Origin of the sequence: Pseudomonas sp. SWRI51, from assembly GCF_014268825.1 — a bacterium.
GTDB classification, from domain to species: Bacteria; Pseudomonadota; Gammaproteobacteria; order Pseudomonadales; family Pseudomonadaceae; genus Aquipseudomonas; species Aquipseudomonas farsensis.
In genome coordinates this window covers 147,398-172,719 of record NZ_JABWRG010000001.1, presented here as the reverse complement: position 1 = coordinate 172,719, position 25,322 = coordinate 147,398, and the positions used below count along the sequence as shown (strand labels likewise).

The 25,322-nt window shown below is 59.8% G+C and carries 22 protein-coding genes and 2 pseudogenes; 15 read left to right on the top strand and 9 right to left on the bottom strand.

Annotated features, from left to right (window positions below):
* Window positions 1-167: 167 nt before the first annotated feature.
* Complete coding sequence (locus tag HU720_RS00765) at window positions 168-1,241, bottom strand: metal-dependent hydrolase (protein WP_186516432.1); 1,074 nt, start codon at window positions 1,239-1,241, stop codon at window positions 168-170.
* 90 nt (window positions 1,242-1,331) lie between these two features.
* The gene (locus HU720_RS00760; protein WP_186516431.1) at window positions 1,332-2,255 is read right to left on the bottom strand and encodes an RHS repeat-associated core domain-containing protein; all 924 of its coding nucleotides are present in this window, start codon (window positions 2,253-2,255) and stop codon (window positions 1,332-1,334) included.
* 630 nt (window positions 2,256-2,885) lie between these two features.
* Between HU720_RS00760 and HU720_RS00755 the strand changes: the two genes are divergently transcribed.
* From HU720_RS00755 to HU720_RS00720, 8 genes are all read left to right on the top strand, one after another.
* A complete protein-coding gene (locus tag HU720_RS00755; RefSeq protein WP_186516428.1) occupies window positions 2,886-3,941 on the top strand; it encodes a 3-deoxy-7-phosphoheptulonate synthase in 1,056 nt (351 codons plus the stop codon).
* 250 nt (window positions 3,942-4,191) lie between these two features.
* A complete protein-coding gene (locus HU720_RS00750; RefSeq protein WP_186516427.1) occupies window positions 4,192-4,473 on the top strand; it encodes a peptidylprolyl isomerase in 282 nt (93 codons plus the stop codon).
* 13 nt (window positions 4,474-4,486) lie between these two features.
* The gene (locus HU720_RS00745) at window positions 4,487-6,412 is read left to right on the top strand and encodes an extracellular solute-binding protein (protein ID WP_186516425.1); all 1,926 of its coding nucleotides are present in this window, start codon (window positions 4,487-4,489) and stop codon (window positions 6,410-6,412) included.
* Window positions 6,409-7,467 carry a microcin C ABC transporter permease YejB gene (gene yejB / locus HU720_RS00740; protein ID WP_186516422.1) on the top strand — a complete coding sequence of 353 codons (1,059 nt, stop codon included), beginning with the start codon at window positions 6,409-6,411 and terminating at the stop codon, window positions 7,465-7,467. Before HU720_RS00745 ends, yejB begins: the two co-directional genes overlap by 4 nt.
* Window positions 7,467-8,483 (top strand): ABC transporter permease, encoded by a 1,017-nt coding sequence (locus HU720_RS00735; protein ID WP_186516420.1) that lies wholly within the window; start codon window positions 7,467-7,469, stop codon window positions 8,481-8,483. The genes yejB and HU720_RS00735 overlap by 1 nt, the downstream gene beginning before the upstream one ends.
* Before the next feature lie 197 nt (window positions 8,484-8,680).
* Window positions 8,681-9,451, top strand: coding sequence for a 3-hydroxybutyrate dehydrogenase (hbdH, locus tag HU720_RS00730; RefSeq protein ID WP_186516418.1), 771 nt, complete (start codon window positions 8,681-8,683; stop codon window positions 9,449-9,451).
* 87 nt (window positions 9,452-9,538) lie between these two features.
* Window positions 9,539-9,814 carry a peptidylprolyl isomerase gene (locus HU720_RS00725; RefSeq protein ID WP_133323846.1) on the top strand — a complete coding sequence of 92 codons (276 nt, stop codon included), beginning with the start codon at window positions 9,539-9,541 and terminating at the stop codon, window positions 9,812-9,814.
* 129 nt (window positions 9,815-9,943) lie between these two features.
* Window positions 9,944-12,247 carry an autotransporter outer membrane beta-barrel domain-containing protein gene (locus tag HU720_RS00720; protein WP_186516417.1) on the top strand — a complete coding sequence of 768 codons (2,304 nt, stop codon included), beginning with the start codon at window positions 9,944-9,946 and terminating at the stop codon, window positions 12,245-12,247.
* Here the strand turns inward: HU720_RS00720 and HU720_RS00715 are convergent.
* A complete protein-coding gene (locus HU720_RS00715) occupies window positions 12,244-12,867 on the bottom strand; it encodes a LysE family translocator (RefSeq protein WP_186516416.1) in 624 nt (207 codons plus the stop codon). The two genes, HU720_RS00720 and HU720_RS00715, sit on opposite strands and share 4 nt — an antisense overlap.
* A 121-nt stretch (window positions 12,868-12,988) precedes the next feature.
* Here HU720_RS00715 and HU720_RS00710 point away from each other — a divergent pair, with 121 nt between their 5' ends.
* Entirely contained in the window at window positions 12,989-13,822 is an 834-nt protein-coding gene (locus HU720_RS00710; RefSeq protein WP_186516412.1) for an AraC family transcriptional regulator, read from the top strand.
* Between the two features lie 46 nt (window positions 13,823-13,868).
* On the opposite strand, the gene HU720_RS00705 is transcribed toward HU720_RS00710, so the two are convergent.
* Window positions 13,869-14,891, bottom strand: coding sequence for a zinc-dependent alcohol dehydrogenase family protein (locus HU720_RS00705; protein WP_186516403.1), 1,023 nt, complete (start codon window positions 14,889-14,891; stop codon window positions 13,869-13,871).
* A 208-nt stretch (window positions 14,892-15,099) separates the two neighbouring features.
* Here HU720_RS00705 and HU720_RS00700 point away from each other — a divergent pair, with 208 nt between their 5' ends.
* The 5 genes and pseudogenes from HU720_RS00700 to HU720_RS00680 all read left to right on the top strand — a co-directional run bounded on the left by HU720_RS00700 (window position 15,100) and on the right by HU720_RS00680 (window position 18,644).
* A complete protein-coding gene (locus HU720_RS00700; RefSeq protein ID WP_225917129.1) occupies window positions 15,100-16,014 on the top strand; it encodes a LysR family transcriptional regulator in 915 nt (304 codons plus the stop codon).
* Window positions 16,015-16,291: 277 nt separating this feature from the next.
* Window positions 16,292-16,870 (top strand): NAD(P)H-dependent oxidoreductase, encoded by a 579-nt coding sequence (locus HU720_RS00695; RefSeq protein ID WP_186516401.1) that lies wholly within the window; start codon window positions 16,292-16,294, stop codon window positions 16,868-16,870.
* Between the two features lie 163 nt (window positions 16,871-17,033).
* Window positions 17,034-17,417 (top strand): MerR family transcriptional regulator, encoded by a 384-nt coding sequence (locus tag HU720_RS00690; protein WP_186516399.1) that lies wholly within the window; start codon window positions 17,034-17,036, stop codon window positions 17,415-17,417.
* Between the two features lie 276 nt (window positions 17,418-17,693).
* Window positions 17,694-18,278: pseudogene (locus HU720_RS00685) on the top strand (N-acetyltransferase); the annotation flags it as partial.
* Window positions 18,279-18,284: 6 nt separating this feature from the next.
* Window positions 18,285-18,644: a cupin domain-containing protein gene (locus HU720_RS00680; RefSeq protein ID WP_186516444.1), complete on the top strand. Its 360-nt coding sequence runs from the start codon at window positions 18,285-18,287 to the stop codon at window positions 18,642-18,644.
* Between the two features lie 114 nt (window positions 18,645-18,758).
* Here the strand turns inward: HU720_RS00680 and HU720_RS00675 are convergent, their stop codons facing one another.
* From HU720_RS00675 to HU720_RS00660, 4 genes are read right to left on the bottom strand one after another with little or no spacing between them, the layout of a single operon-like run.
* Window positions 18,759-19,811, bottom strand: a complete 1,053-nt coding sequence (locus HU720_RS00675) for a hypothetical protein (RefSeq protein ID WP_186516397.1) — start codon at window positions 19,809-19,811, stop codon at window positions 18,759-18,761.
* Complete coding sequence (locus HU720_RS00670) at window positions 19,811-21,292, bottom strand: hypothetical protein (protein WP_186516395.1); 1,482 nt, start codon at window positions 21,290-21,292, stop codon at window positions 19,811-19,813. The genes HU720_RS00675 and HU720_RS00670 overlap by 1 nt, the downstream gene beginning before the upstream one ends.
* Window positions 21,293-22,099, bottom strand: a complete 807-nt coding sequence (locus tag HU720_RS00665) for a hypothetical protein (RefSeq protein ID WP_186516442.1) — start codon at window positions 22,097-22,099, stop codon at window positions 21,293-21,295.
* Window positions 22,099-23,544, bottom strand: coding sequence for a hypothetical protein (locus HU720_RS00660; RefSeq protein ID WP_186516393.1), 1,446 nt, complete (start codon window positions 23,542-23,544; stop codon window positions 22,099-22,101). Before HU720_RS00660 ends, HU720_RS00665 begins: the two co-directional genes overlap by 1 nt.
* Before the next feature lie 435 nt (window positions 23,545-23,979).
* Here HU720_RS00660 and HU720_RS24575 point away from each other — a divergent pair.
* A pseudogene (locus HU720_RS24575) lies at window positions 23,980-24,072 on the top strand (cupin); the annotation flags it as partial.
* A 33-nt stretch (window positions 24,073-24,105) separates the two neighbouring features.
* On the opposite strand, the gene HU720_RS00655 reads toward HU720_RS24575, so the two are convergent.
* Window positions 24,106-24,936 (bottom strand): hypothetical protein, encoded by an 831-nt coding sequence (locus HU720_RS00655; protein WP_186516391.1) that lies wholly within the window; start codon window positions 24,934-24,936, stop codon window positions 24,106-24,108.
* Window positions 24,937-25,322 lie beyond the last annotated feature (386 nt).

The window sequence follows — 25,322 nt, the reverse complement described above, 5'->3', positions numbered from 1 at the left end:
CAGCCCCAGGATCTGTGCACCCACCAGAATCGCTGGGGCTGCTTCGCAGCCCATCGCGACACAAGGCCGCTCCTACAATGACCGCGTAAAACGGCACCGATATAGCGAAAAGCCCCATTCCGTGGGAGCTGGCGACAGCCTGCGATGAGGCCAGTGCAGGCTGGTGATCAATGCCGGGCGCCAGCGGCATGCCCTTCCGGCTGCGCCGCCCAGGCGGCCAACGGCAAAGGTGGCTGCTGGGTGAAGATGCGCTGCCAGACCAACCTCAGCTTCTGCCCATCGAACAGCGAGGCGGCGCCGCCACCGACCCAGCCGTGCGGCTGGATCACCACCCATTGCCCGGTGTTGTCGCGCTCGGCCATCTGGAAACGGAAAGTGTAATTGCCGGGTATGCCCATGCGCAGGTCAGTGACCACCAACGCATTCCCCACCACGTCATAGCGAAGCCAGTCGTCGGTGAACCAGCGCAACCGATCGTGCAACGGATCGCCATCCAGCACCTTGCCCGCCGCTAGATTTCGCGGCAGCCGCAGCAATTCGGGCGGCTCGCTGTCGAACCAACTGCTCACCGCTTCGTAGTAATCGCCCTCCGGGGTTTTGGCCAGCCCCCGCCAGACCAAGGCGGTGAACGCGATAGGTACAGCCCGCACTTCGGTGACCGCGATCCCCTGGTGCTCGAATGCGGCGTTCAAGCGCTGTTCGGCAGCCATGCGCCCGGCAAGGCCGAAGCCCAGGTAAGCGGTACTGAAGGCAAGGGCGATGGACAAAACCCCGACTGCCCTGCCCTGCAAGCCTTTCGCCACGGCGTAGAACACCGCCGCCAGCAAGGGCACGGTATAGACCGGGTCGATAATGAACACTGCTGCCCAGCTTTGTGGGGTGATTTGCAGCGGCCACAGCAGTTGAGTGCCATACACCGTGAGCGCATCCAACACCGGGTGGGTGATCAGCACCAGCCAGAACGCGATGAAACAACGCCCCAAGGTATAGCCCTTTTGTGGCCACATTCTACAAACCAGCCACGCCAGTAAAAGCGCCATAGCCGTGAGCACGAACAGCGAATGGGTCAGGCCACGGTGGAAGGTCATCTGCGACACGGGGTCTGCATAGCGGACCAGTACGTCAAGGTCGGGGACGGTGGCGAGGGCTGCGCCATAGAGCAAGGCGCGGCGGCCCTGGAGACGGCCCAGCACGGCGCCCTGCAGGGCGGCGCCGAGGACGGCTTGGGTGAGAGAGTCCATCGGTAGTTTCCGGGAAACGATGCGCGAAAACTACCCGTAGGTTGCGGTGGCATGCAACACCTGTGCTGCCAAGGATGATCAAGGTAGAGGTTATCCCTGCGGCCAATCCTCTCGCATGCCTCTGTTAGCGGCGTGGAGGGGCCATGTTTTATCAGGCAACCTTTCATAGTGTTTGAGGGAGAATTTCAGGTCAGCTTCCAGCTGCATGGCCTCTAGTGTCGACTTTAGCAGCCCAGCATTTTCAGGATTGGCATTGGAGTGCACCCTCAGTGTAACGACCGTATTTGTCACCGAAGCAAGATCAGCCTCAGTGAAGTACTCACTGGATCGGAGTTTACGATGCCACGCAGGTGCATCTTTTCCGAACCAATCCGGCAAATGTCCAAAAGGCAATGAACGATTGTGTTGGTCTAATCTTCTGTCAAGTATCTTGTTGGCATCGGCCTGGGTCATCGAGGTGGCGTCGGATTTATGGGATGTCTGCAGACTAGCGGGGGGCGGCGATCTTTGCGGGCTAGTGGAGCGTGGTGGTGAAGATCGGGAAGTTCCACCAAACAGCCATTTGAACATGTGACCGCTGGTATCGTGCCTATTGACGGGGTCGCCGGCACAGTAGGCATATGCGTTAATACCGCCCTCCCTAAACGGGCTAAAATTGTCAGGAGAAATAAACCGAAGCAACACAGGGCTGAACCCTCGATATCCATCGCCTAGCAGATAGCACCCAGAAGCACTGTCTTTGTGTTGCCCAGCGAATCGGAGCAACGGTACCCGCGCTTTGGCTAGGTCAAGCCCATATGGGGTATAGACCAATGCGCAATTTTCATGCAGGCCTGAACAACGAAGGACAGAGCCCAGCCTGTCGGTGGCTCTAAGCCCACTGTGATTACCACCCGCTTCAGCCAGCAACTGCGCCGCTGCCCGTAGCAAAACCGTATTGCCCGTTTCGGCATCCCTGACGAAAGCAAGGCCCTCTGCCGAATAGAAATACAGCTGTTTACTCAAAGTCGACATGGCTATTTCCCTGATCTGCGGGAGAGAACCGAGGATCGCGCACGGTCTACACCCTGTTCAACTAGCATTTTTATCAGGTCCTCTGCATAAGCAGCGCGAATAAACGCCATAGCAATAACCTGTTGAACACTCAGCCCCGCGTGCAGTAAGCTCGGGCTCATTCACTGGAGAGCATCATGTCGATACCCGCCCGCAACCCCGCCAATCACACCGGTCGCCCCGCGCACCGCGTGCTGGCTGTTGCCGCTCGTAACGCTGCTGCCTGCTCCTATTTTGGGTATTGGTTTAGCCACTAGGCGCCGATACCTACCCGGCGCCCACCTTCGAGGGGCCGCCGAAACTGAGAATACTCAAACCCCCGGTCGGCTCCCCGACCGGGGGTTTTGCTTTTTCGGGCTTTGACTTTCAACATTTTTATTGAGGACAGTTTCATGACTTACATCACTTATGCCTACCCAAGCACCTACGCATGGCGATTTAGCCAATCCCGTTCGGGCCAGCCTGCCGCCTCCGTTCGGTCGATTTCCGGTGGCACTGCCGCACCTCAACCGAATTTGACGATCTGTCGAACACCTCGATAGGGCCGACCGCGCGGGCCTGAACCCGCCGTCCGCCCAGGGAAATAACACCATGCACGCCTCGAACCTCGCCCTGACCCAACCGCAAGCCGCCAATACCAGCGTCAGCAAACGCCTGCCAAGCCCGCACCTGCTCAAGCAGCAGATGCCACTGTCCAGCGAACTCACCCAGCAAGTCCATAGCCAACGCCAGGCCATCCGCGCCATCCTCGAAGGCCGCGACCCGCGCCTGTTGGTGGTGGTCGGCCCGTGCTCGCTGCACGACCCACGCTCCGCCCTTGAATACGCCGACCGCCTGGCTGAACTCAGCCGCGAGGTGGATGACAAGCTGTTGCTGGTGATGCGCGCCTACGTCGAAAAGCCACGTACCACGGTGGGCTGGAAAGGCCTGGCCTACGACCCGCACCTTGATGGCAGCGACGATATGCACGCAGGCATCGCGCTGTCCCGCGGGCTGATGCTGAGCATGATCGAGCGCGGCTTGCCGGTCGCCACCGAGCTGCTGCAACCGGTGGCAGCCGGTTACTTCGACGACCTGCTGGGCTGGGCGGCCATTGGTGCGCGCACCACCGAATCGCAGATCCACCGCGAGATGGTCAGCGGCCTGGAGCTGGCGGTGGGCTTCAAGAACGGCACCGATGGCGGCATTGGCATCGCCTGTGACGCCATGCGCAGCGCCGCGCACCCGCATCGCCACTTCGGCATGGATGCACAGGGCTACCCGGCAATCATCGAGAGCCTTGGCAACCCGGACACTCATCTGGTGCTGCGCGGTGGCCATCAGGGGCCGAATTACGATGCTGCAAGTATTGCCCTGGCGCGCCAGGGGCTGGCCAAGGCTGGGCTGGCAGCACGGATCATGGTCGATTGCAGCCATGCCAACAGCGGCAAGGACCCCACGCGGCAGCCGGCGGTGTTCGAGGATGTCTTGCAGCAACGCCTGGATGGCGACCGTTCGCTGGTCGGGGTCATGCTCGAAGGCCACCTGTTCGACGGCTGCCAGGCGCTGGGCAAGGGCGCGCTGAAATACGGCGTGTCGATCACTGACGCATGCTTGGGGTGGGCATCGACAGAGGCCCTGCTGCGCGGGGCGGCACAACGTTTGTAGTGCCCGGCATCGCTATCGCACAGAGCGTTATACCTACTGTGGGAGCGGGCTTGCCCCGCGATGCGCAAGCATGACCTCCGTCATTGCTCTTGCTGCCGCAAAGTGGACTGCCTTCAAGAAATTGGACACCCATTCAATTCCTGGGCGCAGTCCGCCGGCCTGAGTCAGGGGATGAGGGTTTGCTCTACGGCGAGACATGCCCCAGGCAAGTGCGTTAGTCTTGCCCTTTTTCACCCAAGGAGCAGCTCTCATGGCCAAAGCCACCGCCCGCCACATCCTCGTCAGCAACGAAGACAAGTGCAACGAACTCAAAGCCCAGATCGAAGCAGGCGCCGATTTCGCCGAAGTCGCCAAGGCCAACTCCACCTGCCCGTCCAGCCGCCAAGGCGGTGACCTGGGCTCGTTCGGCCCAGGCCAGATGGTCAAAGAGTTCGACACCGTGGTGTTCAGCGCCCCGGTCAACACCGTGCAAGGCCCGGTGAAAACCCAGTTCGGTTATCACCTGCTCGAAGTGACCAGCCGCCAGGACTGAGTCATCACAGCCGATGAGCAGCCCTATGGGGGCGGGCTTGCCCGCGAATGCGTCCAGCCAGGCATTATTGTCGCCTGCACGACCGCCTTCGCCGGCAAACCGGCTTTCACAGGGTTTGGCGGCAGTAGCACTGTTATGTTCAGCATTCACCGCCCTCGCCGCCCCCAGCCACGCCCTCACCGTCTACGGTGAAGCCCCTCGCTACAACGCAAGCTTTCAGCACTTCGACTACGTCCACCCCGACGCCCCCAAAGGCGGCAGCCTGCGCCGCTCGGCCATCGAAATCGGCCAGTTCGACCATATCCTCCCTTTTATCGACAAAGGCACCGGCGTCAGTGAAGTCGACGGCTGGCTGTACGCGCCCTTGGCCGTGCGCTCGTTCGATGAGCCTTACAGCGTTTATGGCTTGATCGCCCGCACCCTGGAACGCGGACCGGACGATGCCTGGCTGCGTGTGGACATCGACCCACGCGCCACCTTCGCCGATGGCAAGCCGGTGCGGGCCGAAGACGTACGCTTTACCTTCGAACTGCTGATGAGCAAGGGCAGCCTCAAGTACCGCACGTTATTCGCCGACGTCAGCGCGGTCATCGTCGAGGGCCCGCGACGAGTGCGTTTCGACCTGCGAACACCGCACGGTCGCACCCTGGCGCTGGATATTGCCACCCTGCCGGTGCTGCCTGAGCACGACTGGCAGCAGCGCGATTTTGCCAACGGTGGCGGTTTCGACAAGCCGGTCGGCAGCGGGCCTTACCGGATCAGCCGCATCGACAACGGCCGCAGCATCACCTTTGAACGCGACCCCCAGTGGTGGGCCCGTGACCTGCCCGTAAGCCGGGGGCGCTTCAACTTCCAGCGCATCCGCCTGGAATACTTCGGCGACACCGAAGTCGCCCGCCAGGTGCTCAAGGGCGGCGGCTACGATTACAACCGCGAATACTCTGCCACCGCCTACACCCTGGGCTACAAGGGCGCGGCCCTCGACGACGGGCGCTTGCAACGCGCCCATCTGGGCCCGGCCAAGCCCCAGGTGGCTCAAGGGTTTGTGTTCAACCTCGACCGCCCGGCCTTCCAGGACCGCCGCGTGCGCCAGGCGCTGGGCATGCTCTGGGACTTCGAGTGGAGCAATCGGCAGATGATGCGCAATATGTACATCCGCCAGCAGAGCGTGTTCTCCAATACGCCGCTGGCTGCCCGTACGCTGCCCGATGCCGAAGAGCTCAAGCTGCTCGAACCGCTGCGCGGCCAGGTGCCCGACGAAGTGTTCAGCCAGGTTTTCACAGCGCCGGTCACCGATGCCTCGGGCATTATCCGCCCGCAACAGTTGCAAGCCCTTGCCTTGCTGCAAGCCGCTGGCTGGCGCCCGCAGGGCGACCAACTGGTCAACGCCGCCGGCGAGCCGCTGAGTTTTACCTTCCTCAACGGGCAGGCGGGCCTTGAACGCCTGCTGCTGCCGTGGAAGCGCAACCTGGCGCAAATCGGCGTTACGTTGAATATCCGCAATGTCGATGCCGCTCAATATGTGAACCGGGTCATGGCACGCGACTACGACATGATCGTCACCGGCTACCCGGTCACCCTTTCGCCGGGCAGCGAGCTTTACAACTACTTCGGCTCTGCGGCAGCCCATGACCCTGGCTCGAACAATGTGATGGTGCTGCAGGACCCCGCTGTCGACCGCTTGCTTGAAGGCCTGGTGCGCGCCGACAGCCAGGCCGCCATGCTGCGCCACGCCCATGCCTTGGACCGAGTGTTACAGTGGAACTACTACTGGATCCCCAACTACTACCCGCCAGGCAGCTCGACGGTGTGGTGGAACCGCTTCGGCCTGCCCAAGGTTCAGGCGGCGTATGACGAGGGCCTCGACACCTGGTGGGAGGTCAGCCCAACGGCGTTGACCGACCAGCAGATGCGCGCGCTCAAGGGCAATTCACCATGACCGGCTATATTCTGCGCCGCCTGTTGCTGATCATTCCCACACTGCTGGCCATCCTGCTGGTCAACTTCGCCATCGTCCAGGCCGCCCCGGGCGGGCCCGTGGAGCAAGCGGTGGCGCGCCTGCAAGGCATCGGCGGCAGCGCACCTGGCGCGCGCAGCGAAGCGCTGCAGGGTGAGTCGCGTGCCAGCCGTGGGCTGGACCCGAAGCTGCTGGATGACATAAAGCGCCAGTACGGCTTCGACAAGACCGCCAGCGAACGCCTGTGGCTGATGCTCGGCCAGTACGCCCGGCTGGATTTCGGCCAGAGTTTCTTTCGTGGGGGCAAGGTCACCGACCTGATTCTGGACAAACTTCCGGTCACCCTGTCGCTGGGGTTCTGGGCCACGTTGATCACCTACCTGGTATCGATCCCGCTGGGCATCCGCAAGGCGGTGCGCCACGGTAGCCGCTTCGATGCCTGGAGCAGCGCGCTGATCGTGATCGGCTACGCCCTGCCCTCGTTCCTGTTCGCCCTGCTGCTGATCGTGGTGTTCGCCGGGGGCACGTCGCTGAACTGGTTCCCGGTGCGGGGCCTGGTGTCCGACGATTTCGACCAGCTCAGCCTGCTGGGCAAAGTCGCCGACTATTTCTGGCACTTGGTATTGCCAGTGGGGGCGCTGGTGATCGGCGGGTTCGCCACCCTCACCCTGCTGACCAAAAACGCCTTCCTGGATGAAGTTACCCGCCAGTACGTGATTACGGCGCGGGCCAAAGGCCTGAGCGAGCGCCGGGTGCTTTACCGGCATGTGCTGCGCAACGCCATGCTGCTGGTGGTCGCAGGGCTCCCCCAGGCGCTGATCACGGTCTTTTTTGCAGGCTCTTTGCTGATCGAGGTTATTTTCTCGCTCGACGGCCTTGGGCGCATGAGTTACGAGGCGGCGGTGTCGCGTGATTACCCGGTGGTGTTCGGCACGCTGTTCATCTTTACCTTGGCCGGGCTGTTGATTCGTCTGCTGGGCGATCTGTGCTACACGGCGCTGGACCCGCGCATCGACTTCGACACGAGGGCGCACTGATGCTCTCGCCACTGGCTCGCAGGCGCCTGCGCCGCTTTCGCGACAACCGCCGTGGCTGGCTGTCGCTGTGGCTGTTTGCAGGGTTGCTGCTGCTGAGCCTGGGCGCGGAACTGGTGGCCAACGACAAGCCGCTGCTGCTGTCGTACCAAGGCGAGCTGTACACCCCAGCGCTCAAGCGCTACACCGAGCAGCAGTTCGGCGGGCAGCTGCCTTTTCAACCCGACTACCGCAGCCAGTACGTGCGCGAGCTGATCGCAAGCCAGGGTGGCTGGATGCTGTTCGCGCCCATACCGTTCAGCGCCGATACGCCCAACTACGACTTGCAGGTACCCACCCCTAGCCCGCCAAGCGCAAGCAACTGGCTGGGCACCGATGACCAGGGCCGCGACGTGTTGGCGCGGGTGCTCTACGGCACCCGAGTGTCGTTATTGTTCGCCTTCGCCCTGACCGCGGTCAGCGTGCTGATCGGGCTTGCTGCCGGGGCATTGCAGGGCTACCACGGCGGCTGGGTCGACCTGCTTGGCCAGCGCGTGCTCGAAGTCTGGTCCGGGCTGCCGGTGCTGTATCTGCTGATCATTCTGTCGGGGTTCGTCGAGCCGGGTTTCTGGTGGCTGCTGGGCATCATGGCGTTGTTCTCGTGGCTGACCCTGGTGGATGTGGTGCGCGCCGAGTTTTTGCGTGGGCGCAACCTTGAGTACGTAAAAGCTGCGCGTGCGCTGGGTTTGAGCGACCTGCAGGTGATGCTGCGGCATATCCTGCCCAATGCCATGAACGCGACGCTGACCCTTGTGCCGTTTATGCTGACCGGGGCGATCACCACCCTGACCGCGCTGGATTTCCTCGGTTTCGGCATGCCCGCCGGCAGCGCCTCGCTGGGCGAGCTGGTCACCCAAGGCAAGCAGCATCTCGAAGCGCCGTGGCTGGGCTTTACGGCGTTCTTCGCCCTGGCGCTGATTCTGTCGCTGCTGGTGTTTATCGGCGAGGCGCTGCGCGAGGCGTTTGATCCGCGAAGGTAAAGAGCAGCCCGGCCCTCATGGCAAGCTGGGCACGGTCGGTGTAGGAGCGGCCTTGTGTCGCGAACGGGCTGCGTAGCGGCCCCAGAATTTCGAGGCCACTCAAAAGCGCCGGGGCTGCTGTGCAGCCCGTTCGCGACACGAGGCCGCTCCTACGCAAGCAAATGCGGCGCAACACCAAAACAACCAAGGAGAACTGCATGACCCTAAAAGGCAAGACTGCACTGGTCACCGGCTCTACCAGCGGCATCGGCCTGGGAATCGCCCAGGTACTGGCCCAGGCCGGTGCGAATATCGTCCTCAATGGCTTCGGTGACCCGGCCCCGGCCATCGCCCAGATCAAGCACCAAGATGTCGAAGCCATCCACCACCCAGCAGACCTCTCCGACATCCGCCAGATCGAACAACTGTTCGGCGCCGCACAACGCGCCTTTGGCGCGGTGGACATTCTGGTCAACAACGCCGGCATTCAGCATGTCGCCCCGGTGGAGCAGTTCCCGGTCGAGGACTGGGACAAGATCATCGCCCTGAACCTTTCAGCCGTTTTCCATGGCAGCCGGCTGGTACTGCCGGGCATGCGCGAGCGCGGCTGGGGGCGCATCGTCAATATCGCCTCGGTGCATGGTCTGGTCGGCTCCACCGGCAAGGCTGCCTACGTGGCCGCCAAGCATGGTGTGGTCGGCCTGACCAAGGTGATCGGCCTGGAAACCGCCACCAGCAACATTACCTGCAACGCCATCTGCCCCGGTTGGGTACTGACACCGCTGGTGCAGAAACAGATCGACGACCGCGCCGCCAATGGCGGGGATGCCCAGCAAGCACAGCACGACCTGCTGGCCGAGAAGCAGCCATCGCTGGCCTTCGTCACGCCCCAGCATCTGGGTGAGCTGGTGCTGTTTCTGTGCAGCGAGGCCGGCAGCCAGGTACGCGGCGCGGCCTGGAACGTCGATGGCGGCTGGCTGGCCCAGTGATGACCGCCGCGTGCGGGGCAAGGCCCGCACAGCGGCGCGGCTTCAGGCATAATGGCGGCCTTTTTTGCCCCGAAACACAGGTGTTACATGAAAGCTCAAGCCCGCCACATCCTGGTAAAAACCGCTGAAGAAGCCGAAAAGCTCAAGCAGCGTATCGCCAATGGCGAAGCCTTCGACGTGCTGGCCAAGAAGTTCTCGACCTGCCCATCCGGCAAACGTGGCGGCGACCTGGGCGAAGTCCGCCCCGGGCAAATGGTCGGCGCAATCGACCAAGTGATCTTCAAGAAGCCGCTGCGCGTGGTCCATGGGCCGATCAAGAGCAAGTTCGGCTACCACCTGGTGCAGACGTTCTACCGCGACTGACCGCCTACCCGCAGCGGCCACCTGTCATTTTTGCCAGTTGCGCCGCGCCGCAGTGCCTCTGTAAAACCGCGGTGACCCCGCACAGCTTTGCTGTCGTGCCGGCCCTTCTGCTATGCGGAGGATTCCACGATGGCGGCGCGCCTGTACCTGCCCGTTATGTTGTGGCAAATGCTGGGTATCTGCACGGCCCAGGCCGACTGCACATTGCTGCCAGGGCCTGGCGATGACAACTTCGTTTGCAGCAGCGCAAGCGCCCCTTCACTGACCGATACCAGCGGCGACAACAGCCTGCTATTCCCTGCTGGCGGCAACGGCAGCATCATCGGCAACGTCACCTTTGGCGCAGGGCGCGACCGCCTGGACATGGCCTCAGGCCGCATCGCAGGCAACGTCAACCAAGGCGCCGGCATCGACGACTTCAGCATGAGCGGCGGTGTGATCGAGGGCAATCTCAACCAGGGCGACGGGCTGGACACTTTTTACATGTCCGGCGGCTGGATCCAGGGCACCTTCGACAGCGGCGACTACGCCGAAATGGACGGCGGGCGCATCGGCAACGTCAACATGCGCCTGGACCAGAACACCTTCATCATGCGCGGCGGCGGCATCGACCAGAACCTGATTACCGGTTTTGATACCGATTACGTAGAGGTTTTCAACGGCAGTATCGGCGGCAATATCAGCGTCAGCGGTGGCAATGACCAGGTGCTTGTGCACGGTGGCCAGATTGGCGGCAACGTGCTGCTGAGTACCGGCGACGACCGCTTCGTCTGGGACGGCGGGCGGATTGGCGGTTCGGTCGACCTCGGCCCAGGCAACGACACGGGTGACGTGCGCGGGCTTGGGGCCGATGTGCTAGCGATCACGCTTGATGGCGGCAGTGGCGAGGACAGCCTGACCTTTGCCGGCAGTAACCCGCTCGGCGGCGCCAATTACAGCAACTGGGAGCAGATCCACCTGACCCAAGCCAGCCGGTTGGCGCTGGACGATACGCTGCTGTTAGGCGATGCAGTCAGCGGCAGCGGCACTCTGACCATCGACCCCAGCAGTACCCTCACCTCCCGCCAAGGTACCATTGCCGCCCTCGGTGCAGGCGGGGCTACGGTGCGCAATGCCGGTACTTTAGACCTGAGTGCCGGAAACGACGCCCGAGGTCGGCTTACCATCGTCGGCGATTATGAGGGCAGCAATGGCAGCGTGCGCCTGAACAGCGTACTGGCCGGCGATGGCGCGGCCTCCGACCGGCTCATCGTCAGCCAAGGCACAGTCAGCGGCAGCACACGCCTGCACATCACCAACCTGGGCGGCAGCGGCGCAGCCACCGTCAGCGATGGCACTCTGGTGGTTGAAGCAGTACAGGGCGCCACCAGCAGCGCCGCTGCTTTTACTCAGGCCGCGCCGGTGTCTGCCGGGGCCTATGACTACCAACTGTTCAAGGGCGGCCTAACCGCCGGTAGCGAAAACAACTGGTACCTACGCTCAAGCCTGCTTGCCACCCAAGCGCCACTCTACCGGCCGGAGGTGCCCGTTTATGCCGCAGCTCCACGCGGTGCGGCGGTGATCGCACGGCTAGCGGTGGGCACACTGCATCAGCGTCAAGGTGATCAGCGTGTGCAGTCCGGCAGTTGGGGGCAGGCGTATGCCGCTAACCTGCATCAGCAGTGGAGTGGCACCGTCAACCCAAGCCTGCAGGGGGATATCAATGGCTTCAGAGTGGGCCAGGATCTTTACGCCAATACCGACGCTGAGGGTGCGCATCAGCAGGCTGGGGTGTACCTGGGCCACAGCCGTCTGAATGCGCGGGTCGAGGGTTATGCCCTGGCGCAAGCGAACCAGCGCGTCGGCGAGCTGGAACTGACTGGCGACAGCCTCGGGCTGTACTGGACTCGGGTTGGAGCCAGAGGCGGCTATGTCGATGGCGTGGTGCAGTACACCTGGCTCGACGGCCAGGCTCGCTCCGACCGAGGCGGCAAGCTTGACCTGGATGGCCATGCGTGGACCGCCTCGTTGGAAGCCGGCCTGCCCATGGCGCTGTGGCCGGGGTGGACGCTGGAGCCCCAGGCGCAGTTAGTTGCACAAAAAGTTGTGCTCGACGATGGCAGTGACCGCGTCTCGCACGTGGCTCACGAGGCCCAGGTAGAGATCACCACCCGCCTGGGTTTGCGCCTGGAGCGTGCAACAACCGCACGCTGGCAGCCGTATGCGCAGCTCAATGTGTGGCACGGCGATGGCGGCCATGACAGCGTGGTGTTCGACCGGGCCGAACGCATCAAGACCGACTACCGCTACACCTCGCTGCAAGTGGAAAGCGGCTTGCTGGTGCAGGCCAGCGAAACACTGACGTTGCATGCGGGCGCCCAGTACACCCGCAATCTCGACAGCCGCCAGCAACAAGCCAGCGGCGTAAACCTTGGCCTGCGCTGGCGCTTCTAACGCCGCGCAGCCAGCAGGCCCAACCCGGCACAGCCCAGCAGCGAGGCGCTGACCCGGTTGAACACGCGCCTCGGGCCTGGTCGCTCGAACCAACGCTGCAAATAGGTGCCGAGCCCTGCGTAAATAGCGATGGCCGCCCACTCCAGCAACAGGAACAGCACACCCAAGTACACAAACTGCTCGCCCACCGGCGTGCTGCTGCCAACGTCTACAAACTGGGGCAGGAAGGCGGTGAACAGCAGAATCGCTTTTGGGTTGCCCGCCGCCACCAAAAACTCCTGACGCGCCAGCTTCCAGATGCCGCGAGACGGCTCCGAGGCCAAGGCGGCCTCGCCCACCGGCGCGCGCCACAGCTGCCAGGCGACGTAGAACAAGTAGCCGGCACCCAGCACCTTGATTGCCAGGAACAAGTATTCGCTGGTGTGCAGCACCACAGCAAGGCCCAGGGCGGCCAAGGCAATCATGCCGCTGAACGCAAGCAACCTGCCGCCTCCGGCGACACAAGCGGTGCGCAGCCCGTAACGGCTGGCGTTATGCAACGACAACAGGTTGTTCGGCCCCGGCGCCATGTTCAGGGCAAAGCAGGCGGGGATGAACAGCAGCAGGCTCGACAGGTCCATTTTGTTCTCCTTCTGGGGCTTGCCAGCGTCGCTTCGGCGCGGCGTTTGCGTCAAGCACAGTGGCGCGGCAATTGGGCAGAACAGTAGACTGGCAGCTTCCATGCCCTGCAGGCTCTACGCGATGCCCACTTCCAGCTGCGAATTCTGGCACGACCCGGCGCTGCCCCATGTCGAGAGCCGGCGCGCCTGCCATAGCCGGGCGTGCTACAAGGCGCACAGCCACCCCACCTTCTCCATCGGTGCGGTAGATGCCGGCTTCAGCCGTTTTACCGGGGCCGGGCGCGGCGAGGCCCGGCTTGCACCGGGCACCCTGGTACTCGTGCCGGCGCAGCGGGTGCATGCCTGCAACCCTGAGCCTGGCCAGGCCTGGAGCTACCAGATGCTGCACCTGAATGCCGACTGGTTGCAGCGCCTGCGCCTGGAGGCCGGCATCGATGCCGAAACTGCGCAGGCCCCAGCGCGCATCACCCGCGTGCCGGCGCTGTATCGGCAGTTCTGCAGGCTTAACGAGGTGCTGTTTTCCAGCGCCACTGCGCTGGAAAAGGATGCAGCGCTAGTGGCGTTCATTGGCGACCATGACTTTTCCGGGCAGCCAGCCTTGCCGGCAGCGCCTGCCCTGGCGTCGTCGCTGCTGGGCGAGCTGCTGGAGCAGATCCAGCGCCAGGACCTGGCAGGCCTGAACCTCGACGCGCTGGCGGCCCAGGCCGGGCTTGGCCGTTATCAGCTGATTCGCGCGTTTGCCGCAGCGACCGGCATGACCCCCCACGCTTATCTGCTCAATGCCCGGGTCAACAAGGCGCGCGAGCTGTTACGCCAGGGCCAGGGTTTGGCGGACGTGGCCTACGCGCTGGGCTTTGCCGACCAGAGCCATTTCCAACGGGTGTTCAAGGCCCATGCCGGGGTAACGCCGGGGGACTATCGGCTGACGGCTTCGAGCCAGACGCGGCCAGCGTAGGTGCAGCCTGGTGTCACAAAAAGGGCCGCAAAGCGGCCCTACTCTCTCAATGGCTACCCATATCCAGCACAACCCGCCCACCGCAGGGGCATTCATCCATATGCCGGTGCGCATCGACCACCTTGTCGAACGGATACACCTTGATGATCTGTGGCGTCAGCAACTGGTCGGCGGTGAACTGGTTGATATCGCGCAACGCCCGCTGCAACGCGACCTGGTCCTGCGCGATCCCCAGCTCCGGCTTGCCAGTGAAGTTGCCAATGCAGTGCACATGGAACTGGATATTCTTCTGAAACGCCGCACACGCTGGAAACGGTGTCTGGTTGCCGCCTTGCAGCCCATACAGCACCAGGCTGCCACGCGGTGCCAGCACATCGCCGAGCAATGACATCTGCGGCCCGCCCATGCCGTCGAGCACCATATCCACGCCACGGCCATCGGTGTATTTGCCGATCTGCAGCAGCAGGTCCTGCTCTTCGGTCACAATGACCTTCTCGGCGCCAAGGCTCAGCAGGTACTCGCGCTGATCGGGCTCTTTGGTGGCAGCAAACACGCGCAGCCCCAGGGCTTTGCCCAGTTGCACGAAAGCCGGCCCTGCGCAGTGGCTGGCATCGGTAATCAACGCCGTCTGCCCAGCCTTGGCCCGGGCCAGATCGACATAGGCAAAGTAGGCGATCAACAGCGGCGTGTAGTGCACGCTGGCTTCGATCGGCGTCAGTACATCGGGGTAGCGGGTAATGGCGTTGCGCGGCAGCACGATCACATCGCCGTACACCGGGTGGTCGTTGGCGCTGGTGGCCGGGAAGCTGGCAACCCGGTCGCCCACGGCAATGTCATCCACGCCTTCGCCGACCGCGGTAACCACACCGGCCATTTCATGGCCGATGCCTGCTGGCAGGCGGGCTTGGGAAGGGGCCAGGTTCTGCCGCCAGAGCACGTCGTACCAGCTCACGCCGATGGCTTCGACGCGGATCTGCAGCTCGCCGGCAGCCGGCGACGGCTCGGCCTGCTGTTCGCAGCGCAGCACATCGGCCTGGCCGAACTTGTGGAAACGGATCATGCGGGACATGGCATACCTCGCCTTTGTGAATCTCGTATTACCACGGACTTTATCCGGGCTTTGCATTAAGGGCCATCAGTGGCCGTTAATAGTCGACATGCCTGTCATTGATTGGGCCCCTGGCGAATCGGCAAATTGGCACCCGGAAAACGGTGCAGGGTAACAGCCTTTGCCCGTAAGATTCACCCCTGCCCCATTTCCAGGCGAGCTGCACCGAATGAATCGCAACGACCTGCGTCGTGTAGACCTCAATCTGTTGATCGTGTTCGAGACGCTGATGCACGAGCGCAGCGTGACCCGCGCCGCCGAAAAGCTGTTTCTTGGCCAGCCGGCGATCAGTGCCGCGCTGTCGCGCCTGCGCAACCTGTTCGACGACCCGTTGTTCGTGCGCACCGGCCGCAGCATGGAACCCTCGGCCCGCGCCCACGAGATCTTCGCCCTGCTGTCGCCGGCGCTGGACTCGATCTCCACCGCCGTCAGCCGCGCCGCCGAGTTTGACCCCGCCACCAGCAGCTCGGTGTTCCGCATCGGCCTGTCCGACGACGCCGAGTTCGCCCTGCTGCCGCAGTTGCTCAAGCGCATCCGCGCCGAAGCCCCAGGCATCGTGCTGGTAGTGCGTCGGGTCAACTACCTGCTGATGCCCGCCCTGCTCGCCTCCGGCGAAATTTCGGTGGGGGTCAGCTACACCAGCGACCTGCCCGCCAACGCCAAGCGCAAGGTGCTGCGCCGCAGCCGCCCCAAACTGCTGCGCGCCGACACCAAGCCCGGCAGCATCACCCTGGACGACTTCTGCGCCCGGCCCCATGCGCTGGTGTCGTTTGCCGGTGATCTATCTGGGTTCATCGACGAAGCCCTGGCTGAAATCGACCGCAAACGCCATGTGGTGCTGGCCGTGCCGCAGTTCAACGGGCTGGGGAGCTTGCTGGCGGGGACGGATATTGTCGCGACAGTGCCGGATTACACGGCGGATGCACTGACAGCGGCGGGCGGGTTGCGGGCCGAAGACCTGCCGATTGAGGTGCGCAGTTTCGAGCTGCATATGGCGTGGCGCGGGGCGCAGGATAATGACCCGGCGGAGCGGTGGTTGCGGTCGCGGATACAGATGTTTTTTGGCGACCCAGATAGTCTTTAAGGGGAATCCGAACAGGTCCCCCAACCCCCGACAATTGCTGCCCCCGGGCTCAGAAAAGCTCGATTCGCATGCGCGAACTATTGATAACCGGGGCAGCGCCTAATACCAGTCAGTTAAGCCCATCAGGGCCGCTTTGCGGCCCATCGCGGTGGTTCAACGGTGTGCCGGGTGCGATCGAGCGCTGCTGGCCTGTTTGTCTCTACCGGTAGCAGGCAAGGCTTGACTCTACCGTTAGGGGCAGACTTTACCCTTCACACTCCATTATCTGGAGTTCGTCATGAAGAGCAAACGCATGCTCGTAATCCTCGGCCACCCTTCTAACCACAGCTTTTGCGGCGCCGTGACCGAACGGTATGTCGAGGCCGCTACGCAAGCAGGGCATGAGGTGCGGCTGCTACGCCTGGACACCCTGAGTTTCGATCCGGTCTTGCACGATGGCTATAACCAGATCCAGTTGCTTGAGCCCGATTTGATCAACGCACAGAACGACATTACCTGGGCGGAACATTTGACGTTCGTGTACCCGATCTGGTGGGGCGGTATTCCGGCGTTGCTCAAGGGGTTTTTTGATCGCGTGTTTCTGCCCGATTTTGCCTTCAAGTATCACAAGGGCTCGGCATTCCCGGACAAGCTGCTCAAGGGCCGCACGGCTCATCTTCTGGTGACCATGGACACACCACCGTGGTACTACCGATGGGTGTATCGCATGCCGGGCCTGCACCAAATGCGCAAGACCACCCTGGCGTTTTGCGGCATAAAAACCCTGAAAACCCTGACGTTCGGTCCGGTATTGGGGTCCAAGCCGGAACAACGTGAAGCCTGGCTCAAACAAGCCCAGGCGGTCGCCAGCCGCTGATCGGGGCGGTTGGGCTGCACCTGCGCTGCCCTGCCGAGTCTCCCTCCTGTGACAGCTTGTCCAACCTGACTTCCCGCTCTTTGGCAGTTGTGCAAAGATGCCGCGCGCTCTTGTGAGCGCGCGACATTGTTTGTGCTTCTGATGCGTCAAAAAAGGGATTTTCATGTACATCGGCAAAGCAGCCCAGCTGTCGGGCACCACTGTCAAAAGCATTAGGCATTACGAAGAAATCGGCCTTTTGCCACCCCCGCAACGCCAAGGTAAATACCGGATCTACAGCCAGCAAAGCGTCGAGCTGCTGACCTTCATCAAATGCGCTCAGCAACTGGGTTTCAAGCTCAAGGAGATGCAGGCCATTCTGCAGGATCACCGCGGCCAGGAGCTGCCGTGGGATCTGGCCATGCAGGCCATCGAAAACAAAAAACAGGAACTGTTGGGGCAGATCCAGGCTTTGCAGCAAGTGCATGACGGCCTGGTCGAGTTTGAACTGAACCTCAAGAATGCTCAGGTGCAATGCCAGTTCGAACACCCGGCAAATGCCCGGTGAATCCGCACCGCCGCCCTGTACAACTATTCTTTGGCGCCTCCGACAGTCTGTGAACAGCTGGGCTACCTCTCAACTGCATTGATAGCGCCCGCCAAACGGGTCAACCATTCCCGCGCGTTTTTACCGCCAGATCCATTTGAGCATGGGCGCAACGTCGCACGCCGTGCCGACGGTGTTCGCCCCGAGCATGATGGGCACCGTTCAAACCACCTACCCTGCCCCCCGTTAACGGCGTAACCCTCAAAAACCAACCACCCGTTCCCAGGGAAGCCCAGCATGCCTGTCGACTTCAGACCCGCTCAAACCACGGACGCGCACGATATTGCACGCTTCTTTCAACTGACCTCGGAGGGCATGGCCGATTACATATGGAGCAAGCTTGCCGAGCCGGGGCAAGCCTTGCTCAGTGTCGGTGCCTCTCGCTATGCACGGGAACAGGGCGACTTTTCCTACAAAAACTGCCTGATGGCCACGTCCGAAGGGTGCGTCATCGGCATGATGCATAGCTATGCCTTGCGCGCGAACCCCGACGGGCCTGTCGAGACCGACCCGGTCCTGGCGCCTTATTCCGACATGGAAATACCCAACACTTTGTACATATCCAGCCTTGCGCTGGATGAGACCTGGCGCAGCCAGGGGTTGGGCGTTCAGTTTCTTCGCCATGCGCAGCAACGGGCTGAGGATGCTGGGTTGGAGGGGCTATGCCTGATCGACTATGAAGAAAACCACGGTGCCCGCCGCTTCTACGAACGCCACGGTTTTCGAATTGTTAAAACCTGCCAGATCATTGCTCACCCGATGCTGCGCGTAACCGGTGAAGCCTTTTTGATGTATCGCCCTCTCCACGACGTGCTCGAGAAAAACAGTATGAACAAGCAACTGACCGTATTCCGCGAACTGGATATTCAACCGCTGCGCGACCTGCCCTTTTTTGAAGAAGTTCTGGAAGGCAGCCCCCACACGCTGACGTCCAAGTACTACCACGATGAACAGCAAGGTCGCATTTGCGGAGAGTGGGAAGCCAGCACCGGCGCGTGGCGCATCGACTACAAGGTTTGGGAGTTCTGCCACGTTCTGAGTGGGCGATGCGTCATCGAGCTTGAAGGTTGCAACCCGGTCACACTGGCGGCTGGCGACACGTTCATTATCGAACCGGGCGCCAGGGGCAAATGGACCGTGCTGGAAGACATGAAAAAGAACTTTGTGATTCTTCTGCCTGCGAACTAGGTTTTACACGAGAAACTGAAACGCCGAAAGTGCACTGGCCCAGGCAGAGTGATCAGCCATGTCTTCAACACTTTTCAGATAGAGCATAAAGCAAGCCATTTCGGCAACTACCTACTACCGCCTAATTTCAACCTTGTAGAACAACGTTTCAACCACAAGGCGCCGCCGATCTGAGATAACAGCATCTTGAATCTGGCTTAGCAGCCGCACGTAGTATTTACACTCTTTTTGCGAGCCAAAATCGGAAACCGGCTTGGCTGCTCGTGTAAAGCTTTCATACGTGCGTGTGGGCGTGGCCATCAATTCTGTAATACCTGGCAATGCCATCGCATCCTCTCGGCGTGCAGGAGGCCAAGCGGGTTCGAAAGTGAGATTATTTTCGCTCAGTTTCACCGTGAGGAACATCTCGGCTTTGCCAGTAACTTCATTCACCCAGCACGGCGGGAGGTCGCCGCCCCGTCCCTTGTTCAAGCGGTTCTGCAAGAACTGGACTTGGCCTCGCAAGTCTCTATTGGCCTTCTGTAACTCGACTGGACTCCCCCCTTTTTTTGACTCTTGTACGAGGGTCATGGCGTGTTTGATCGTGTCTTGTATCTGGTCCTTCGTCTTGGTGGCGTCTGCACCGAATGCAGCCGCCAGCATGTCATCCTGTGCCTTGAGCGCAGCGACGCGTTTAACCACATCCGTAGGCTGTAGCACGCCGTCATCGGTTGGGGCGACCACCAGTTTCTTGAGCTGGTCAAAGGACATCATTGTCTCCAAAATGAGTTGCTTGGCGTCGTCCCCTTTCTTCTGGCCTGCGGTCTCCATCAAGGCTTTTTCGATCGACGCAAGAGCAGTTAGCTCCTGATCTTTTTGGGTCATAAGCACCTTCAAACGATCCAATTCTGCGGTAGCTTTGGATGCGTCCACTAGTTTGCTGATGATCTCATCGGGTTTGCGCACCCCCAGCGCTGTCATTCGTGCTTTCAGTGCCTCGGCTGCCTTGTTAATCGCACTTTCCCGGATATCCAGATCTTGGACGGACAGCATTTTTTCATGCAGCGCCTCATTCTTATGGGTTAACTTAAAGATCTGGTACCCCATGAGCAGAAGCAATATGAAGCAGATAATGATAAATATCTCGGTCAGTGAAAGCTGAAATACTTGATCGTTCTTTCCGCTCATCAGACGGATCTCGCTTCAGCCAAACTCTCAGGCTCTATACAGTAAGTGGGTGCATTGCGTCTGGTTGCGCCGAGATCATCAACCTTACTGACTAGCACGCCCAATTGGCTGCAAGCGGCTTCGACTGAACGATTGCTCTCCTCCACCCGAACGGCAATGCCATGGGTTTTTTCGTTACTAGCAACCAGAGCCTGAACCAGCGGCGCCAAACTATTTTGAATACTTTCGGTTAGCACGTCTTGATTGACGTCGCGGACACCTTTCAGCGCGTCAACAATACCACTACCCAGGCGCTCCACAGTATCGGCGTTCTCAATACGAATATTCAAAGCATCCAGCTTGTCTGCAATGCGCTCAACAGACTGCTGACGCGCCTTGATTTCGTTGAGGTATTCCTCTTGGTGGTCATCCAGAGAGTCCAAGTACTCTTTCTGTACGCGCTCAACACTGTCCATTACTTCTTTGCTCTGTAGCCGCATTGCATCAACCAGGCGTTCCTGGCTCGTTACAATGGCACCGACGGCTACCAGGCTCTCATCAAGTGTTTGAGTCTTAGCGTTAAGGCTACGAATGGCGGTTGTGACTTGGCGTGAGGCTGCCTTAACGTCTTCAACCAAAGAAGCGACACCTTCATTCACTGTGTGCGTTGTACCCGCCAACGTTTCGATGGGACCATCCAGCTTGCGGGTGAACAAGTCATCCGGAAAGATCATTCGCTCCACACGATCGCGCGCTAGGGTGCCGAAATCCAAGGCGTTATCTTCCATCTGGCGCAGTGTGATGCCGCTCTTCTCGGCCAGCTCATTGATAGTGCTCAACAAGTTTCCGCTAGATTGCCGGGTATTTTCTAGTATCAGCGCGAAGGCCTCATTGCTCTGCTGCGTAGCATTCGCGAAGTAGGCGTCTGTGGCAGCAATATTATGCTCGTACAGCGCCTTTACCTGCTCTTTGACGCTTTGAACCGCTTCGCGAGAGGCGACGTCTACCTTATCCCGAAATACTTCGAGTTGTTGGAAGGTGTTGTCAAATGAAATAGCGAGATTTTCGGCTGCGTGAATTGCACGTTCCTCGACGCTCCTCACCGCATCATTGGCATCGATACGAAACCCGGTATGAATAATCCGCGCCAGCATCCCCAACGCTGTGCTGACCATCGCGGCACCGAACCGCATTGCCATACCATTGAGATTGTCACCCATGCTCTCAATGTCCAACAAACAGATGATGATACTTGCAACCGTAAACAGAAAGCCCAGATAGTAAACCGAATCGGCAAACTTCGCCAAGGTGAGTTGTTTATCCCATTTTTCGCGAACTTTATAGCCAACACCCCAGTAAGCGACCATCACAGCAATAGGGAAAACCAACCCTAACCAAAAAGGATCATGCAAAATCAGGCTTGCAACGGATAAGCCGATTTTCAACATCACCGCAATCAGAAAGTACGTACCGACACGCTTGAGCAATTTATTGGCGTTCACTTAGAGCCCCTCAACCCGGGAAAAACCTTCTACCGATGCGCCGTTATCTTGAAAGTATTGCTCCCAGAAAACGGACAGCTTGGTGTTCTGCAAGGTTTTTTGATCAGCGGCTAACAGGTTGATGGTTACACTGCTGCCTTGCAAGCCTGGCGCTACTGCATTTTGCCCATAAGCGGTCTTTCGAAAATCTTCGTACGCTGCTAGGTTCGACCTATACATACTGAACTCCGGCATGTTCGCCAGCATGTCAGAATAGATCACAAGCCTACGTTCGCCCGTGACGTGCGCGCGCTCGAAACCATTGATACCAACGAGTTGCAGCATCTGGAAGATCGGAGAGTTTTTGCTGCGTTCTTCGAGAGAGATCTTGCGCACGATATCGTCAAAGGGCTTTATGAATTTCTGGTTGAAATCGCGGTCAACAAATTTCTTGTTGCTTGTACTCTGATTCCTATCCTTCCACTGACCCGGGTTGCAGCGTTCAAATAAAGGCTTTTCGTTACTCTTGAAGTCTTCACCGAGAAGAAATACCGACAGCAGATAGCCTTCAGGAAGTTCCTCAGCGACTAACGTTTTAAGCCGTTGACCTAAAGCGATTTTCTGCGTAAACGGGAAGGGCGAGGTATTATCAATCAGCACAACGTATTGCCCTTTGGGGCCTGTCGACGGACATAGCGTCTCCTTATCAAGCACCTCGCGCGTGGCATTAATATAGAACATTACCGCAACCGCGACAGTCGCAACACCACCGAGCAGCAAGCCGACAGCCTTACCGCTAACGCCTTTCTTTTGCGCATAAATTGCCATCATGCTCTCCCTGAAACGAGTTGCTGCAGCGGCTGTACTTGATCATACTTTTGATTAAACGATGATTGAATTCGTGCCCTGATCGTTTCCAGGCTGGCAGTCATCGCTGCCATCAAGCGCTCTTGCTCAGCTAGTTTGAGCTCATCTTTATGCGTACTGAAGTCAGGCATCGTGACCTCAACAAATGCTACCGGCTCATCGAAATAGACCGGAGGCGCATTACCGCTAGGGCGGGCCATTTCGTTTTCAATTCGATACTTGCGAACGAGATTGGTGAGTGTTTCGTCAGCCAGCACCATTCGCTCATCCACTACTTTCTTGATGACCGTTTTCTGGCTCATACTTCGCTTAAAGTTTTGGATGGCTGCCGCGGCACGCTCAACGTTCTGATCTAGCAGAAGCAGGTATTCGACTTTGCGCTGTTCCAATACTTGCCGCAGCGCTTCAATTGCAAAGACATAACGACGCTGTGCGTCTTCGTAAGCGAGATACACTTTCGCATAGCCTGGATAACTGTCAGTCCACGTGTAGCCCTTATAGACCGCGGCCAAGCCAAAAAGAACAGTCAAGGCAAACAAGCCGCATGAACTAATATCCTGAAATGGAAGGATCGACTCCTGTAAATAAGCACGAATCAACTGGACAGCTGATTGCGACTCATCTTCAAGCTGGGGCAGCACAAAGCGGAAATATGCAGTTCCCAAGCCGACAATGACCATGCTAATCAGCCCCGCACCCAATGCAAAATAGCCAGCGCACATCCGGGACGGCTTGATATGGTTTTTATAGGTGCTTGCCCTGCCCAGAAAGAAGCATACCAGCACATTAAAGGCCGACAGCATTAACGCGGTCACAAACCCCCCGACATATCCGCTGGACATGCCCTCAGAAAATAAAAACGCGTTCCCAAAACCTTCGCCCACCGTCATCGCGAATAGCAAGCCACCGCTCTTCCACTTGTCATCTCGATCCGCAGCGTCGGCAGTCCTATATTGCAACTTGTTCTGCTCCCGGAACGAATCGAGCGCAAGGGCTTTGTCCTCGGCCGCTTGCCGAAGCTCCGCCAGCTCGCCATCCATTTTGGAAATGTCCTGGTCGGCGTACCGCTCGAACTCCTCTCCCAGTGCTAGGGTGCGTTTGATGTCACGGGTCACGTCAATGGCGCCGAGACGGTTGTCTGCGCTTTTCAGGGATCGCTCACCGTACTTGAGGATCTGCTCACGCATTTCGCCGAGCTTGCCCCGAATGCTGTGCTCCACATCTGAAAGCTGGGTTGCACTGCTGGAGGGAACTCCGGCGGCTCCGCGAATCCGCGCTAGCTCAACGACTCGCAGCTCTTTCTGGATTTTCTCAGGATCAATCTTCGGCAACACATCGCTATCTGGCTCATCTTTCCGGCTAAATAGCTGGGCGATGAAAGCCAGGAGCTTTCGGAAAAAACTCATTTGGAGAACCGCAAAAGGTTAGAAATTTGGGGGGAATGCAGAGATAGATGGCCCTAGGCTGGCGTCGAAATCAGCGCACAGTAACGGGCCGCATGTCGCGGCCATCCCTGCGCCGGCATCGAGTGATGGCCAAATAATGCCAATCCGCACCGCGAAGGGCAACAAATCCGTACAGAATCGTATGGTTTTGGATAAATGGCCCGCGTCGCAGTTGGCACAAGGGTATCCCGCCGCACGAACTCTGGGCGGTCGGCATACAACCTGAAACAGCGCCAACCGCTGCAATGCTGCCTTAGGATGGGGCCCTAACCGCTCGCTGTAGCCCTATTCCATTCGCTTGTAGCTCGTCTCCACCGAGACATAGTGATCGACCTTGCTGGCCTTCTTTGTTGTGCACAATTCCCATGGCAAACAGGCTCCGGCTGCGGGTCGCCCGACACGTTCATTATCGAACCGTGCACCAGGGGCAAATGGACCGTGCGGGAAGACATGAAAAAGAACTTCGTGATTCTTCTGCCTGCGAACTAGGTCTTGCAAGCCACCCCCACGGTGATTGCAAGGTTAGTCCAGTGCCAGGGTGCCAGAGGGCAAGCGGTGGTTCACTTCAAAGCGTTTCAGGTATTCGGTGCCTTGTTGAAGAACCGTTTGCCAGTTAGGCAACTGGCTTTGGTCAAAGCGCAACTCGACTACGAAGCCGTTGGGCCACATCATCTTCATGACGCACTCTGCGCCTTTGACGTTCAACACAGGGTCGTAGCCGAAAATCACGGGTTCCCCATGGCAGCCGAAGTATACGGGCAGCCCATCGGGGTACCGGATGTTCAAATCCGTTGCGCGGAAATAACTTGGGCTGCCTTCTAACGCATATTCCTGCAGGCCGGGTATGGAGGGGACAGGCTGCGGGGCGCTCCTGCGGCTCACCATGTCATCCTCGAGTGCCTGCGCGGAGACCGCGCGCAGCCTGCGCTCGCTGTCGTAAAAGATCACAGTGAGCGCGTTGCGCTTCTTCTGGATATCTTTCATGGCGCCTTGGCGCCTTTGCTCTAGCGTTACAGGGGTTAAATCAGGCAGCCAAACCCCCAGCACGCTCCCGATAGTTGCAGGCTTGGCGTGAAGCATCCAGTCCGGAAAGGACTCGTCGGGCACGACCAGCTTCAGCCCGCTCAATTCATACACCGTGCTCGTCGTGCCAGGGCGATCCCCCTCAACCTGATAGGTGCAGTTATGACGCCGCTCGCACACAGCCTGCAATGCCTCCACCCCGATTGACTGTTTCGGTTCGACTGTATTCGAACTGGCAACACTGGTATGGGAGTAAAGAGATACAAGCCCGCACAGGCTTGCTAAAAACAGTCTACTAACTGCACTGCGCGGGGACTTATCAGTGTCCATGGCAACCTGGCATCCATTTCTTTGAAGGGGGGAGTACTTGACGTTTCGGCGGCGAGTGTATCGCCAAAACGGCTGCTGTTGACAGGCTTGAGCGTCTCAGTGCTTCGTACACAGCCTGGTAACCCAGGGTACTCAGCCCATAGTGCCCTGTTTATTCGGCATACCACGTACACTCGCCACAACCGTTACAACGAGGCCCAGGACGTCCCCCACCGCGCTGTCTCGACTCCCTACCCGATAACTGCCGAGCTCTGCTCTATGCACTGGCGACTGGGTAGGCTACTGGAGCGCTCGGGTGACCATCGGGGCCCAACCCTCGGCCCCGACCAACCCAGTTGGTTTCTAGGCTCTGTCTGAAATGTATCTGCACTCGCCCATACTGCGTT